Origin of the sequence: Pseudomonas sp. ef1, from assembly GCF_007293365.2 — a bacterium.
Lineage (GTDB): Bacteria > Pseudomonadota > Gammaproteobacteria > Pseudomonadales > Pseudomonadaceae > Aquipseudomonas > Aquipseudomonas siliginis.
This window is the reverse complement of the sequence record NZ_CM129815.1, coordinates 5,193,915-5,206,641: the sequence shown is the minus strand read 5'-3', so window position 1 is coordinate 5,206,641 and position 12,727 is coordinate 5,193,915. Positions and strand designations below refer to the sequence as shown.

At 59.4% G+C, this 12,727-nt stretch carries 16 protein-coding genes; 9 read left to right on the top strand and 7 right to left on the bottom strand.

Features of this window, described 5'->3' with window-relative positions:
- Positions 1-189: 189 nt before the first annotated feature.
- A complete protein-coding gene (locus FEE99_RS23700) occupies positions 190-1,161 on the top strand; it encodes a L,D-transpeptidase family protein (protein WP_041478402.1) in 972 nt (323 codons plus the stop codon).
- Between the two features lie 126 nt (positions 1,162-1,287).
- On the opposite strand, the gene oprI is transcribed toward FEE99_RS23700, so the two are convergent.
- A complete protein-coding gene (gene oprI, locus FEE99_RS23695) occupies positions 1,288-1,539 on the bottom strand; it encodes an outer membrane lipoprotei OprI (protein WP_003183784.1) in 252 nt (83 codons plus the stop codon).
- Positions 1,540-2,178: 639 nt separating this feature from the next.
- Here oprI and FEE99_RS23690 point away from each other — a divergent pair.
- Complete coding sequence (locus FEE99_RS23690; RefSeq protein ID WP_016770879.1) at positions 2,179-2,460, top strand: GNAT family N-acetyltransferase; 282 nt, start codon at positions 2,179-2,181, stop codon at positions 2,458-2,460.
- Between the two features lie 60 nt (positions 2,461-2,520).
- Here FEE99_RS23690 and FEE99_RS23685 read toward each other — a convergent pair whose 3' ends face one another.
- Positions 2,521-3,597 (bottom strand): 3-deoxy-7-phosphoheptulonate synthase, encoded by a 1,077-nt coding sequence (locus FEE99_RS23685; RefSeq protein WP_016770878.1) that lies wholly within the window; start codon positions 3,595-3,597, stop codon positions 2,521-2,523.
- Positions 3,598-3,726: 129 nt separating this feature from the next.
- Positions 3,727-4,170, bottom strand: coding sequence for a PilZ domain-containing protein (locus FEE99_RS23680; RefSeq protein ID WP_041478403.1), 444 nt, complete (start codon positions 4,168-4,170; stop codon positions 3,727-3,729).
- On the opposite strand from FEE99_RS23680, the gene FEE99_RS23675 reads away from it, so the two are divergent.
- From FEE99_RS23675 to cysB, 5 genes are all read left to right on the top strand, one after another.
- Positions 4,169-4,555, top strand: coding sequence for a thioredoxin family protein (locus tag FEE99_RS23675; protein ID WP_041478405.1), 387 nt, complete (start codon positions 4,169-4,171; stop codon positions 4,553-4,555). The two genes, FEE99_RS23680 and FEE99_RS23675, sit on opposite strands and share 2 nt — an antisense overlap.
- Positions 4,552-5,508, top strand: a complete 957-nt coding sequence (locus FEE99_RS23670) for a putative 2-dehydropantoate 2-reductase (protein ID WP_041478407.1) — start codon at positions 4,552-4,554, stop codon at positions 5,506-5,508. The genes FEE99_RS23675 and FEE99_RS23670 overlap by 4 nt, the downstream gene beginning before the upstream one ends.
- Positions 5,509-5,530: 22 nt before the next feature.
- Positions 5,531-6,436 carry a 5'-nucleotidase gene (locus FEE99_RS23665; RefSeq protein ID WP_024013777.1) on the top strand — a complete coding sequence of 302 codons (906 nt, stop codon included), beginning with the start codon at positions 5,531-5,533 and terminating at the stop codon, positions 6,434-6,436.
- A 97-nt stretch (positions 6,437-6,533) separates the two neighbouring features.
- Positions 6,534-7,037: a universal stress protein gene (locus tag FEE99_RS23660; protein ID WP_041478409.1), complete on the top strand. Its 504-nt coding sequence runs from the start codon at positions 6,534-6,536 to the stop codon at positions 7,035-7,037.
- Between the two features lie 113 nt (positions 7,038-7,150).
- Positions 7,151-8,125, top strand: a complete 975-nt coding sequence (gene cysB / locus FEE99_RS23655; protein ID WP_016770873.1) for an HTH-type transcriptional regulator CysB — start codon at positions 7,151-7,153, stop codon at positions 8,123-8,125.
- Between the two features lie 9 nt (positions 8,126-8,134).
- On the opposite strand, the gene FEE99_RS23650 is transcribed toward cysB, so the two are convergent.
- Positions 8,135-8,617 (bottom strand): GreA/GreB family elongation factor, encoded by a 483-nt coding sequence (locus FEE99_RS23650; protein ID WP_041478411.1) that lies wholly within the window; start codon positions 8,615-8,617, stop codon positions 8,135-8,137.
- A gap of 2 nt (positions 8,618-8,619) precedes the next feature.
- Positions 8,620-9,033, bottom strand: a complete 414-nt coding sequence (locus tag FEE99_RS23645; protein WP_041478413.1) for a hypothetical protein — start codon at positions 9,031-9,033, stop codon at positions 8,620-8,622.
- Positions 9,034-9,158: 125 nt separating this feature from the next.
- Here FEE99_RS23645 and earP point away from each other — a divergent pair, with 125 nt between their 5' ends.
- Together earP and FEE99_RS23635 are read left to right on the top strand one after the other, a co-directional pair.
- On the top strand, positions 9,159-10,301 hold the full coding sequence (gene earP / locus FEE99_RS23640; protein WP_041478414.1) for an elongation factor P maturation arginine rhamnosyltransferase EarP: 1,143 nt from the start codon (positions 9,159-9,161) through the stop codon (positions 10,299-10,301).
- 48 nt (positions 10,302-10,349) lie between these two features.
- A complete protein-coding gene (locus tag FEE99_RS23635; protein ID WP_003226785.1) occupies positions 10,350-10,919 on the top strand; it encodes an elongation factor P in 570 nt (189 codons plus the stop codon).
- Between the two features lie 184 nt (positions 10,920-11,103).
- Here FEE99_RS23635 and FEE99_RS23630 read toward each other — a convergent pair whose 3' ends face one another.
- Both FEE99_RS23630 and FEE99_RS23625 read right to left on the bottom strand, forming a co-directional pair.
- Positions 11,104-12,114 (bottom strand): alpha/beta hydrolase, encoded by a 1,011-nt coding sequence (locus tag FEE99_RS23630; RefSeq protein ID WP_041478416.1) that lies wholly within the window; start codon positions 12,112-12,114, stop codon positions 11,104-11,106.
- Between the two features lie 36 nt (positions 12,115-12,150).
- Entirely contained in the window at positions 12,151-12,570 is a 420-nt protein-coding gene (locus FEE99_RS23625; RefSeq protein ID WP_007940002.1) for an organic hydroperoxide resistance protein, read from the bottom strand.
- Positions 12,571-12,727: the final 157 nt, after the last annotated feature.

Below are 12,727 nucleotides of genomic sequence, written 5' to 3'. Positions count from 1 at the left end.
AAGATCGCAGCCTCGTTGCACTCGTCAGCTCCTACAGGGAATGCGTTGCAAATGTAGGAGCTGACGAGTGCAACGAGGCTGCGATCTTTCAGGGCGCGACACGGTCTATCGGCGTGTCTCCCGAATCCCCAAGCCGCGGTGTACAATCGCGCCCTTATACCCTTGATGATCATGCGAAGGATTTTCCGGATGTTGCCGCGCTTTCCTGCCGTCACCCGCTGCCTGTCACTTGCCGCCCTGTGTGTGGCCGGTCCCGTTGCTGCATTGGAGCTTCCCCTGCCACCACCCGGCGAGGACATCGTCGGTCAGGTGCAGGTGATCAAAGCCAAGTACGAAGACACCTTCGCCGACCTGGGCACCACCTACGATCTGGGCTATTCGGAAATGGTTGCGGCCAACCCGGGCATCGATGCCTGGCTGCCGGGCGCCGGTACCGAGATCGTCCTGCCGACGCGCTTCATCCTGCCGCCTGGCCCGCGTGAAGGCATCGTCATCAACCTCGCCGAATACCGCCTCTATTACTATCCGAAAGGCCGTAACGTGGTGTACACCTTTCCGCTGGGTATCGGCCGTGAAGGCTGGGGCTCGCCGATCGCGCACACCTCGATTATCGCCAAGACACCGAACCCGACGTGGACGCCTCCGGCTTCGATCAAGGCCGAGCACGCCGCTGACGGTGATCCGCTGCCCAATGTGGTGCCGGCCGGTCCTGATAACCCGCTAGGCCCGTTCAAGTTCACCCTCGGCACGCCGGGCTATCTGATCCATGGTTCGAACAAGAAGTTCGGCATCGGCATGCGTACCAGCCACGGCTGCTTCCGCATGTTCAACAACAACGTGCTGGAGATGGCCGGCATGGTCCCGGTCGGCACCTCGGTGCGCATCATCAACGACCCGTACAAGTTCGGTCGCAGTGGCGGCAAGGTCTATCTGGAAGCGCACACGCCGCTCGACGACAAGGGCAACCCGTCGGTGGTCGACAAGCACACGGCGGTAATCAACGCGATGCTCAAGCGTGAAGACATCACCAGCAACCTGCGCATGAACTGGGATGTGGTGCGTGATGTGGTCGCCGCCGAAGACGGCCTGCCGGTAGAGATCGCCGTGCCGAATACCTCGGCGCCAATGGTGAGCAGTGCACCGATCGACCTGCAGCAATAAGCTCTGATTGAAAACCCGCCGATGCGAGCAGCGTCGGCGGGTTTTTTATTGCACGGAGAAAAGCACCGGGCACAAAAAAGCCGACCCGGAAAACCGGATCGGCTCGATAACAATCCCGAGGGATTATTACTTGCGGCTAGCTTTTTCCAGCATGCGCAGAGCACGCTCGTTAGCTTCGTCAGCAGTCTGTTGTGCTTTTTGAGCAGCAGCCAGAGCTTCATCAGCTTTACGGTAAGCTTCGTCTGCACGAGCCTGGGAGCGAGCAGCTGCGTCTTCAGTAGCGGTCAGACGTGCTTCGGTTTCTTTCGATGCGCTGCTGCAACCGGTAGCCAGAACTGCGGCCAGAGCCAGAGCAGAGAATTTCAGAACGTTGTTCATCGTGTTCCCCTTCAAGGACTTTCAAATTAAGTGGCTGTCTCCTCACGATTGAGGAAATAGCCGGCGTACATACTACCCATTACTTGTAGTAAGTAAACTGACGTAGCGCAAGAAGCAAAAAAAATTGTAGGCGTTGATTCTTTTTCGAGCAACTTTTAACTGCGCTGTATAAAAAATATCCAGCTGCAAGCCCCGGCGTGAGCGACTCAAACGGGAAAAGTTCCCGCGCTCGCGCGCTGTTTTTGCGACTTCGGCTAAAGTCTTTCTAAATGAATTCGTCCACACTTTCGTTCAGGTTCTGCGAAGCGCTTCGCGTATCTTTGTTGATGTACAGGTGACTTTAAAAAAGGTCGCACGTCTTAAGTCTCAACATTCCGGCAATGTTCAGGCAAACGGCACGCAAAGATTGTCTTGCGGCCGAACCTGCGACCATCGATGCCAATGCACGCAAACCATCCGATGACGAGCGTACCTTGAGCATTTTCGCCAATGGTGCCTACTATTCAGCAGGTGTCAGATTGCGCGAGATCGGTGTGGCTCTTCTCAGTGTCCATCAGGCACGGGGTGGCGTAGATGTTCCTTCGCCGGAAAAACATCGGTAAGGTAGGGGTCACAATTCAAGACCCGCGAGGAGTAGTGATGAGCGAGGCGTTGTCCATCCACCATGACCAGGCTGGTCATCAATTCGAGACCACTGTGGACGGTCATCGTGCTTACCTGACCTACATGGATCTGGGCAAGCAGACCCTGGATATCTACCGCACCTTCGTGCCCAATGCCCTGCGCGGCCGTGGCATTGCCGCAGCGCTGACCGAACGCGCGCTGCAATACGCCGAAGAAATGGGCTACACGGTGATCCCGTCTTGCTCCTACGTCGAGCGCTACATGGAACGCCATCAGCGTCGCGCCGCGAAGATCTGAACCGCACACACGAAAACGCCGGGCAATGCCCGGCGTTTTTTTATGCCCGCAAAACGCAGCTTACGTGCGCTGACGCTTCGGCAATACGTCCTTGAGCTTGGCGTGCATGCTGCGCAAGGTGTTTTCGGTGGCGGACCAATCGATGCAGGCATCGGTGATCGACACGCCGTATTGCAGGTCGGCGAGATCCTTTGGAATCGCCTGGCAGCCCCAGTTCAGGTGGCTTTCAACCATCAGGCCGATGATCGACTGGTTGCCTTCGAGGATCTGGTTGGCGACGTTCTCCATCACCAGCGGTTGCAGGGCCGGGTCCTTGTTGGAGTTGGCGTGGCTGCAGTCGACCATGATGTTCGGCTTGATCTTCGCCTTGTTCAGCGCCTGCTCGCACAGGGCTACGCTGACCGAATCATAGTTCGGCTTGCCATTACCGCCACGCAGCACCACGTGACCGTAGGCGTTGCCTTTGGTGGTGACGATCGACACGCCACCTTCCTGGTTGATGCCGAGGAAACGGTGCGGGCTGGACACCGACTGCAAGGCGTTGATCGCCACGGTCAGGCCGCCGTCGGTGCCGTTCTTGAAGCCGACGGCCGAGGACAGGCCGGAAGCCATTTCGCGGTGAGTCTGCGATTCGGTGGTACGCGCGCCGATGGCCGACCAGCTGATCAGATCCTGCAGATACTGCGGGGAGATCGGGTCGAGGGCTTCGGTCGCGGTCGGCAGGCCTTTCTCGGCCAGGTCGAGCAGCAACTGACGACCGATGTGCAGACCGTCCTGGATCTTGAACGAGTCGTCCAGATACGGATCGTTGATCAGACCTTTCCAACCGACGGTGGTACGCGGCTTCTCGAAATACACACGCATGACCAGATACAGGGTGTCGGAGACTTCCTCGGCGAGTACCTTGAGGCGATCGGCGTATTCGTGGGCAGCCTTGATGTCGTGAATCGAGCACGGGCCGATCACGACGAACAGACGGTGGTCGGTGCCATCGAGAATGTTGCGAATGACTTCGCGGCCCTTGGTGACGGTGCGCAGGGCGGCGTCGCTCAGGGGGATATCACGCTTGAGCTGATCGGGAGTGATCAGGGTCTCGTTAGAGGCGACGTTTAGGTCGTTGATCGGTAAATCAGCCATCGTTTACTCGTCAGGTCACGGGTGCCGGCCGCCAGCGATCCCCGCGCGGCGGAGCACAGCAGATTTAGCGCGTCGGGGGAGCCGAACCTTAGCGCGTCAGAGGCGGCTCGACAATGGGCAAACTGTGCTTTAGTCCAGCGCTGGCTGCGCGAAAGCCTTGCGCAAGTTGTCGTGGGAGAACTCTTCGGCATGCTCCTCGACCCATTGCAGGGCCAGCGCCTGAATATCCTGCAGGTCGTCGTGGCTGTCCTGCATGCGCGAATAGCGTTCGATCTGACACACCTGCTCACCCATTCGCGCGCTGAACAGGGTCTGTTCGTCAGTGAAGGCGATGCCCACCAGATAGCCTTTTTTACGGCGCAGACACCAGGCCACGTAGCCCGGGCAACAGAAGTCGGCATTCAGCGTCGGCATGCGTACTTGCAGTGCAGTGCCGTGGCGCCAGGCGCGGTGGTAATTGCAAGCGATGCCGCCGAGGCTGATAGTGTGCAGCTGTTGTCTGGAAATGCATTCAGGCTTGAGTAACGTCAATTCAACCGGCACTTCGTCCGGATGAGGAATGAAACGTCCCATGAGCACAGACTCCCTGTGTCGGCCATCTGACATTGTTTCCCCCAGTATAGTGGTCGAATCCGAGCTGACCGACTTCGACGCCGACCAGCGGCTGCTGGCGATGCGCGGGGTTTCTCTGGTGATCTTCACCAGCGTCGGCTGTGCCAGTTGTCGTTATGCCCGCGAGGTGTTGCCGGGATTGCCGCTGGCTATCGATCGGCTGTGCTGGATTGACGCCGGCGACAATGGCGGGCTGGTCGAGCGTTATCAGGTGTTTCATTTGCCGGCGCTGTTTGTGGTGCGCGACGGCGAGTTCTTTGGCGCAGTGCACACACGTCTGACGGTTGATCAACTCAACCAGGCGGTGGCGCAATCGCTGAGTCGAATTGCAGAGGAGTTGCCATGAGCGAGACAGTCAGCAAACCGGTGGTGGGGATTATCGGCACCGGTGCAATCGGCGGGTTCTACGGGGTGATGCTGGCGCGTGCCGGTTTCGACGTGCACTTTTTGTTGCGCAGCGAATTCTCGGCGGTGGCTGAGCGCGGTTTGCAGATCAACAGTGCGGTGCTCGGACAGTTGACGCTGAATCCGGCCAATGCCTATTCCGCTGCCGAAGACATGCCGCCCTGTGACTGGCTGCTGGTCGGCACCAAGACCACCAGCAACGCCGATCTGGCCCCGGCGATCATTCAAGCCGCTAAACCCGATGCAAAAGTGCTGTTGCTGCAAAACGGTCTGGATGTCGAAGACAGCCTGCGGCCGCTGTTGCCGGATTCGCTGCATCTGCTCGGTGGTCTGTGCCTGATCTGCGTGCACCGCGAGGGGCCGGGGCAGATTACCCATCAGGCCCTTGGCGCGGTGAATGTCGGTTATCACAGCGGCTCGGCCATTGATGAAGTAGCGCGCATGGCGATCGTCGAAGAGGGAGCCGGACTGTTCCGTGCCGCCGGCATCGACTCGCAGGCGATGGCCAACCTGCATCAGGCGCGCTGGCAGAAACTGGTGTGGAATATTCCCTATAACGGACTTTCGGTGTTGCTCGGCGCGGGAACCGAAGCGCTGATGGCTGATGCTGACAGCCGCGTGTCGATTCAGGCACTGATGGCGGAAGTGGTGCAGGGCGCCCGGGCCTGTGGATACGAGATCCCGCCCGGCTATGCCGAGTACCTGTTCACCATGACCGAGAAAATGCCCGATTACTGGCCGAGCATGTACCACGACTTTGCACACAAACGTCTGCTGGAGCTGGAGGCGATTTACGCCCGGCCACTGGCGGCGGCGAACGCGGCGGGCTGCGAGTTGCCGCGCATCGAGGCGCTGTATCGCCATTTGGGTTTTATCGACCGACGCAATACCTGAGTCGGTTGTTCTGGGGGAAGGCATGGCCAATAACATCGATGACAAACTGGTGCTGGCGATTTCCTCGCGCGCCTTGTTCGACCTGAGCGAAAGCCACAAGGTCTACCTGTCGAGCGGCGTCGAAGCCTATCGGCAATATCAGATCGAGCACGAGGACGAAATCCTCGCGCCGGGCGATGCGTTCCCGCTGGTGGAAAAACTCCTGAGCCTGAACAGCCGCCTCGGCCGCGCGCGGGTCGAGGTGATTCTGGTTTCCCGCAACAGCGCCGACACCGGTCTGCGCGTGTTCAATTCGATTCATCATTACGGCTTGGCGATTTCTCGTGCGGCGTTCGTCGGTGGGCGCAGTCCGTACCCTTATCTGAAAGCGTTTGGCTGCGACCTGTTTCTCTCGACCCACGCCGAAGACGTGCGTGCGGCGCTGGACGCCGGGTTCGCTGCGGCAACGATTCTGTCCGGTGGCGCGAGCCGTGCGGCCAGTGATGAATTACGTATCGCCTTTGACGGTGATGCGGTGATCTTTTCCGACGAGTCCGAGCGCGTCTATCAGTCCGGCGGCCTGGAAGCGTTTCAGGCCAAGGAACGCGAATCGGCACGCGAGCCTTTGCGCGGTGGGCCGTTCAAGGGCTTCCTGGCAGCGCTCAATCTGTTGCAGCGCGAGTTTCCCGATGACGATTGCCCGATTCGCACGGCGCTGGTTACCGCGCGTTCGGCGCCGGCCCATGAGCGGGTGATTCGCACACTGCGGGAATGGGATATCCGCCTCGATGAGTCGCTGTTTCTCGGTGGCCTGACCAAATCGGCGTTCCTCGAAGCCTTCGCCGCTGACGTGTTCTTCGATGACCAGACCGGTCATTGCGAGCTGGCTCGCGAAGTGGTCGCCACCGGCCACGTGCCCCACGGCATCAGCAACGAACCGCCGATCTAGAGCCTTTTCATTCAGGACGTTGCGTCGCACGTCGTACTCGCCAAGGCACTGCTAAGCTGAATCAATCTCCGCCATCGTTGGCTCGCGAGGAGGTCCCATGATTCGCTCAATGCTGTATGCCACCGACCTCGGTCTGTACGCACCGTTCGTGATGCAGCATGCCCTGGCCTTGGCGCGCACCTTCAATGCCGATCTTTATGTAGTACACGCGGTGGAACCCATGGGCCTGTTTGCCGAGTCAGTGCTGCAAAGCTATCTCGACGAACAGGCATTGAACGAATTCCATAGTCAGGGTCTGAAAACAGTCATTGCCAATATCGAACAACGGGTGCTCGACAGCTTTCGTGAAGAACTGGGGGACGACGGCGAACAGGATCTGCAGCGCATACGCGCGGTGCGCGTGCTGCAGGGTGATCCGTCGCAGGTGATTCTCGACCAGGTGCACAAGCTCTCGGTCGATCTGCTGATCGTCGGCAGTCACAGCCATGGCGTCGGCGCGGAAACGCCGTTGGGGCGCACGGCGGCGCGGGTTCTGCAGTTGGCCAAGGTGCCGGTCTATCTGGTGCCGCTGATGGAGCGCCGGCGGCGGGACGATCGTTGAAGCAGGAATAATGGCGTTTTGATAAAAAAGTTCTAGATTTATTCTTCGAACCATTAATATAGTTATATACCGTCGCTGATGCCCGTGGCGTCTACCTGCTTTGAGGGATTGATATGAAGCTTCAACAACTGCGCTACATCTGGGAAGTGGCGCACCACGACCTCAACGTTTCCGCTACCGCTCAAAGCCTGTACACCTCGCAACCGGGCATCAGTAAGCAGATCCGCCTGCTGGAAGACGAGCTGGGCGTCGAAGTCTTCGCCCGCAGCGGCAAGCACCTGACCCGCGTCACCCCGGCCGGCGAGCGCATCATCACCACCGCCGGCGAGATTCTGCGCAAAGTCGAAAGCATCAAGCAGATTGCCCAGGAATTCTCCAACGAGAAAAAGGGCACCCTGTCGATCGCCACCACCCACACCCAGGCGCGTTATGCGCTGCCGCCGGTGATCAGCAATTTCATCAAGCAATACCCGGACGTGGCCCTGCACATGCATCAGGGCTCGCCGATGCAGATCGCCGAAATGGCCGCTGACGGCACCGTCGATTTCGCTATTGCCACTGAAGCGCTGGAGCTGTTCGGCGATCTGGTGATGATGCCGTGCTATCGCTGGAACCGCTGCGTGGTCGTACCCCACGGCCACCCGCTGACCAAGCTGCCGAAGCTGACCCTCGAAGCGCTGGCCGAATATCCGATTGTTACTTACGTGTTCGGTTTCACCGGCCGTTCCAAGCTCGACGAAGCCTTCAGCCATCGTGGCCTGACGCCGAAAGTGGTGTTCACCGCTGCTGACGCCGACGTGATCAAAACCTACGTGCGTCTGGGGCTGGGCGTAGGCATCGTGGCTAAAATGGCCGTCGATACCAAACTCGATAACGACCTGGTGGTGCTGGATGCCAGCGAGCTGTTCGAGTCGAGCATCACCAAGATCGGTTTCCGTCGTGGCACCTTCCTGCGTGGCTTCATGTGCGACTTCATCGAGAAATTCGCCCCGCACCTGACCCGCGAAGTCATGGCCAAGGCCATTCAGTGCCACAACAAGCAAGAGCTCGAAGAGCTGTTCGACGGCGTCGAACTGCCCGTTCACTAAGCACCCGCTTCAGAGCACCTCGGTGACAGCAAACTGTTGCCGGGTGCCCGCCACCAGAATCTCCACCTGATCGCCCTCGAACTTGCCCAGCAGGCTTTTGCCCAGCGGCGAGCGCGGGGTGATGACGGTAACCGGCTGACCCACCACGTCGACTTTCAGCCCCGCCGCATCCGGCGCCAGAAACAGCCACTGCTCGCGACCCTTTTCGTCCTCCAGGCCGAGCAGGGCGCCGACTTCGATGCCGCGGTTTTCGTCGTAGGCACGCAACGTCAGGTTCTGGCACAGCGCTAGTGACTGACGAATCTCCTCAACCCGTTTCGCCTGACCCGCCGCCAGATACGACGCCTCCAGCCCCAGCGTGTCGTATTTGTTTTCGGCGATGTTTTCTTCGTGGGTCGCGGTTTCGTAGGCGGTTTGCGCGGCGCGTTCGGCGATGTCGAGGTCGATGCGCAGCTTGTCGAGAATCAATTGGTGGACGCTGTGTTTATTCATGATCAATCGCAGAATTGCAAAACGTTGGCGCGGCTCTTTTCCGTCGGCGCGGTCTGGTCCTGCTGCAGCCAGAACTGGCATTTCGGGTTCGACGCATTGCGCGAATTGGCGCGCGCCTGGTCCAGTCGGGCCTGCTGTTCATTCTTGCGCAGGTTTTCTTCGTACTGTTGGAACAGCGGCGTTGGCGGCGGTGCGACGTCCGGCTGTGGCTCGACTGCAACTGGCGGATTGGCCAATTGCTGCACCGCTTGAGCCACCGGGGCCAATTGCTCGGGAAAGATGAAGCGCGATAGCAGCCAGCAGGTCAGCGCAATCGCCAGGAACCCCAGCCACAGGCCCAGCGCAATGCTGCCGGTCAGATGCAGCGCGCTAAGCTGAACAGGCAAGGGACGACGCGGATTCGGACGGTAGGGCATGGCGGCCTCCTGGCGGATGGTTGCGGGCAAGTGGCGATTGTCGCACGAAGATTAATCGCCGTCGGCTCTTCTGCGCGAGCGCATTTATGCGGACAATCGAGGTCTTTTGCCAACGGGAGAACGGCATGCCTGAAGCGAAACCCCGCTGGGACATTTTCTGCACCGTGGTCGATAACTTCGGTGACATCGGCGTGACCTGGCGCCTGGCCCGGCAACTGGTGGCCGAACATGCCTTGCCGGTGCGCCTGTGGGTGGATGATCTACGCGCGTTCGAGCGCCTCTGTCCTGAGATCGATGTCGATGTTGTGCAGCAATGGCAGCAGGGCGTCGAGGTGCGTCAGTGGCCGAGCGAATGGCCGCACGCCGAGGCGGCCGACGTAGTCATCGCCGCCTTCGCCTGTCAGTTGCCCACTGATTACATGGACAGCATGGCTGCGCGGGAAACGCGGCCGCTGTGGCTCAACCTCGATTATCTCAGCGCCGAAGACTGGGTCACCGGCTGCCATGGCTTGCCGTCGGTGAAATACAAATCGGTGCAGAAGTTCTTCTTCTTTCCAGGCTTCAAACCGGGCACCGGTGGCCTGCTGCGCGAACGCGGACTGCTCGAACAGCGTCGGCAGTTTCAGCAGGATCGGCCGGCTCAGCGACATTTCCTGCAAGGCCTGGGCATTGATCCTGCGCCCGATGCGCAACTGATCTCGCTGTTTGCTTATGAAAATGCCGGGTTGGCCAGTTGGCTGGATGTGCTGGCGGCCGACGCACAGGCGACTCACCTGCTGGTGCCGGAAGGGCGGATCCTCGGCGATGTGGCGCGCTGGCTGAATGTGGAAACCCTGACGGCCGGAGCGATTCACGTGCGCGATTCGCTCACCGTGCAGGTGCTGCCGTTCGTCCGTCAGGATCAATACGACCATCTGCTGTGGTGCTGCGATTTCAACGCGGTGCGCGGTGAAGACTCATTCGTGCGCGCGCAATGGGCGGGGCGGCCGATGCTCTGGCACATCTATCAGCAGGACGATGACATCCATCTGGACAAGCTCGACGCTTTCCTCGCGCTCTACACTCACGGCCTTTCCCCCGCTGCGGCGCAGGCGATGAACGGTCTGTGGCGAGCGTGGAGCGCCGGGCAACCGATCGGCGAGCACTGGCTGGCGGTGCGAAGTCATCGGCCGGAACTCGAGAAAAATGCCGAGGCATGGTGTCTGGAACAGGCCTTGCAGGCGGATCTTGCCACGGCGCTGGTACAGTTTTATGTAAATTGGATATGATACGCGGCCTAGATTTTTGTAAATCCCATCCAAATTCGGATATTCGCAATGAAAACTGGTAAAGAACTCAAACCCGGTACCGTGATCCGTATCGACAACGATCCTTGGCTGGTTCAGAAAGCTGAATTCACCAAGTCGGGCCGTAACAGCGCGATCATGAAGACCAAGCTGAAGAACCTGCTGACCGGTTACAAGACCGAAACCGTTTACGGTGCGGACGACAAACTGGACGACGTGATCCTGGATCGTAAAGAAGCCACCCTGTCGTTCATCAGCGGTGACACCTACACGTTCATGGACACCACTGACTACACCATGTACGAGCTGAACGCCGAAGACATCGAAAGCGTTCTGCCTTTCGTTGAAGAAGGCATGACCGACGTTTGCGAAGCCGTGTTCTTCGAAGAGCGTCTGGTTTCCGTAGAGCTGCCGACCACCATCGTGCGTCAGGTTGACTACACCGAAGGCTCCGCTCGCGGTGACACTTCCGGCAAGGTGATGAAGCCTGCCAAACTGAAGAACGGTACCGAGCTGTCGGTTGCCGACTTCATCGAAATCGGCGACATGATCGAGATCGATACCCGCGAAGGCGGTTCCTACAAAGGCCGTGCGAAATAAGCACTGCTTTTTGCGGAAAGAAAAAACCCGACCATTGAGTCGGGTTTTTTTGTGCCTGCGCTTTGAGTTTCACACCTGTCCCATGTGGGAGCGAGCCTGCTCGCGAATGCGGTGTGTCATTCAATGAAGCGCTGTCTGACGGGACGCTTTCGCGAGCAGGCTCGCTCCCACAATGGGACTGTGGTTACTTCAAGTGTTGCTTCAGTTCTTCAGACGCCTGCAACATCGCCGACCGCACCGCAGGCACCTGGCTGACCACGTTGAGCAAACCGTAATCGTGGATCATGCCGTTGAACCGCACCGATGTAACCGGAACCCCGGCCTCGTCGAGTTTGCGCGCATAGGCTTCGCCTTCGTCACGCAACACGTCGGCGCTGGCCGTCTGCACCAGTGCAGGTGGCAGACCTTTGAGTTGCGCGGTGGTGGCGCGCAGCGGTGAAGCGTAGATCTCGTTGCGCTGCTTGGCGTCGGTGGTGTAGTTGTCCCAGAACCACTTCATCATGTTGCGGGTGAGGAAGTGTCCTTCGGCGTACTGGTTGTACGAACCGGTGTCGAAGTTGGCATCGGTCACCGGCCACAGCAGTACCTGGAATTTGATCGCCGGGGTGCCCTTGTCCTTGGCCATCAGTGCAACCACTGCGGCCATGTTGCCGCCGACGCTGTTGCCGGCCACGGCCAGGCGCTTGCCATCGACATTGATCTCTTTACCGTGTTCCGCCACCCATTTGGTCGCAGCGTAGGCCTGGTTGATCGCCACCGGGTAATGCGCTTCCGGCGAAGGGGTGTAATTGACGAACACCGCCGCCGCACCCGAACCGACCACCAGATCGCGCACCAGACGTTCGTGAGTCGGGAAGTCCCCCAGCACCCAGCCGCCGCCATGGAAGAACATGAACACCGGCAGCTCACCCTTGACCCCGGCCGGCCGGACGATGGTCAGGCTCAGCGGTTGACCATCGACCTGCACCGTTTTCTCGCTGACATCGGCTTTGGGCAGCGTCAACTTGACCCCGGACTGCGCGCCGACCAGCACGGCGCGGGCATCCTTGGGCGACAGCTGCTCGATCGGCTTGCCGCTGCCTGAGTTCAGCGCATCGAGGAATGCCTGGGTGTTGTGTTCGACATCACCGGCGAAAGCGCTGTGTACCGACAGGGCGAGAAGGGTACCGGTCAAGACTTTGCTGAAAGTGTTCATGTTCAATTTCCTTGTTCGGGCCGGGGGCTTGAGTGATTACACGGTCACGTGCAGGCGCACATCGACGTTGCCACGGGTGGCGTTGGAGTACGGGCAGACTTGGTGAGCGGCGTCGACCAGCGACTGCGCATCGGCTTGTTCCAGGCCTGGCAGGCTGATGTGCAAATCGATGTCCAGACCGAAACCGCCAGGGATCTGGCCGATGCCGACGTGCGCGGTAATCGACGCGTCGTCAGGAATCTTGCGCTTGGTCTGGCTGGCGACGAATTTCAGTGCGCCGATGAAGCAGGCCGAGTAACCGGCAGCGAACAGTTGCTCAGGGTTGGTCGCCGCGCCGCCAGCACCGCCAAGTTCTTTCGGGGTGGCCAGTTTGACGTCGAGTACGTTGTCGCTGGAGATCGCACGACCGTCACGGCCGCCAGTGGAAGTTGCGATTGCGGTGTAGAGAGTTTGCATGGTGTGAGCCTCATGGGTTGTGGTTTTGTGCGCTAATTGTTTGTGCGCTAAGTAGGTGTGAAGAGAATGTATAGCGCTAATGTTTAGTGCGCAAGATAAATTTTCGATAAAAAGGGTGTTTTTCTCAAAGGCAAGGCGTGGAAGGGGAGCGCAAGGC

Coding starts and splice junctions, on each gene's coding strand:
- FEE99_RS23630 (WP_041478416.1), bottom strand. CDS start 12,114: ATGAACACTTTCAGCAAAGTCTTGACCGGTACCCTTCTCGCCCTGTCG.
- FEE99_RS23685 (WP_016770878.1), bottom strand. CDS start 3,597: ATGGCTGATTTACCGATCAACGACCTAAACGTCGCCTCTAACGAGACC.
- FEE99_RS23665 (WP_024013777.1), top strand. CDS start 5,531: ATGGCCAATAACATCGATGACAAACTGGTGCTGGCGATTTCCTCGCGC.
- earP (WP_041478414.1), top strand. CDS start 9,159: ATGCCTGAAGCGAAACCCCGCTGGGACATTTTCTGCACCGTGGTCGAT.
- FEE99_RS23660 (WP_041478409.1), top strand. CDS start 6,534: ATGATTCGCTCAATGCTGTATGCCACCGACCTCGGTCTGTACGCACCG.
- FEE99_RS23645 (WP_041478413.1), bottom strand. CDS start 9,033: ATGCCCTACCGTCCGAATCCGCGTCGTCCCTTGCCTGTTCAGCTTAGC.
- FEE99_RS23650 (WP_041478411.1), bottom strand. CDS start 8,617: ATGAATAAACACAGCGTCCACCAATTGATTCTCGACAAGCTGCGCATC.
- FEE99_RS23690 (WP_016770879.1), top strand. CDS start 2,179: ATGAGCGAGGCGTTGTCCATCCACCATGACCAGGCTGGTCATCAATTC.
- cysB (WP_016770873.1), top strand. CDS start 7,151: ATGAAGCTTCAACAACTGCGCTACATCTGGGAAGTGGCGCACCACGAC.
- FEE99_RS23635 (WP_003226785.1), top strand. CDS start 10,350: ATGAAAACTGGTAAAGAACTCAAACCCGGTACCGTGATCCGTATCGAC.
- FEE99_RS23700 (WP_041478402.1), top strand. CDS start 190: ATGTTGCCGCGCTTTCCTGCCGTCACCCGCTGCCTGTCACTTGCCGCC.
- oprI (WP_003183784.1), bottom strand. CDS start 1,539: ATGAACAACGTTCTGAAATTCTCTGCTCTGGCTCTGGCCGCAGTTCTG.
- FEE99_RS23680 (WP_041478403.1), bottom strand. CDS start 4,170: ATGGGACGTTTCATTCCTCATCCGGACGAAGTGCCGGTTGAATTGACG.
- FEE99_RS23675 (WP_041478405.1), top strand. CDS start 4,169: ATGAGCACAGACTCCCTGTGTCGGCCATCTGACATTGTTTCCCCCAGT.
- FEE99_RS23625 (WP_007940002.1), bottom strand. CDS start 12,570: ATGCAAACTCTCTACACCGCAATCGCAACTTCCACTGGCGGCCGTGAC.
- FEE99_RS23670 (WP_041478407.1), top strand. CDS start 4,552: ATGAGCGAGACAGTCAGCAAACCGGTGGTGGGGATTATCGGCACCGGT.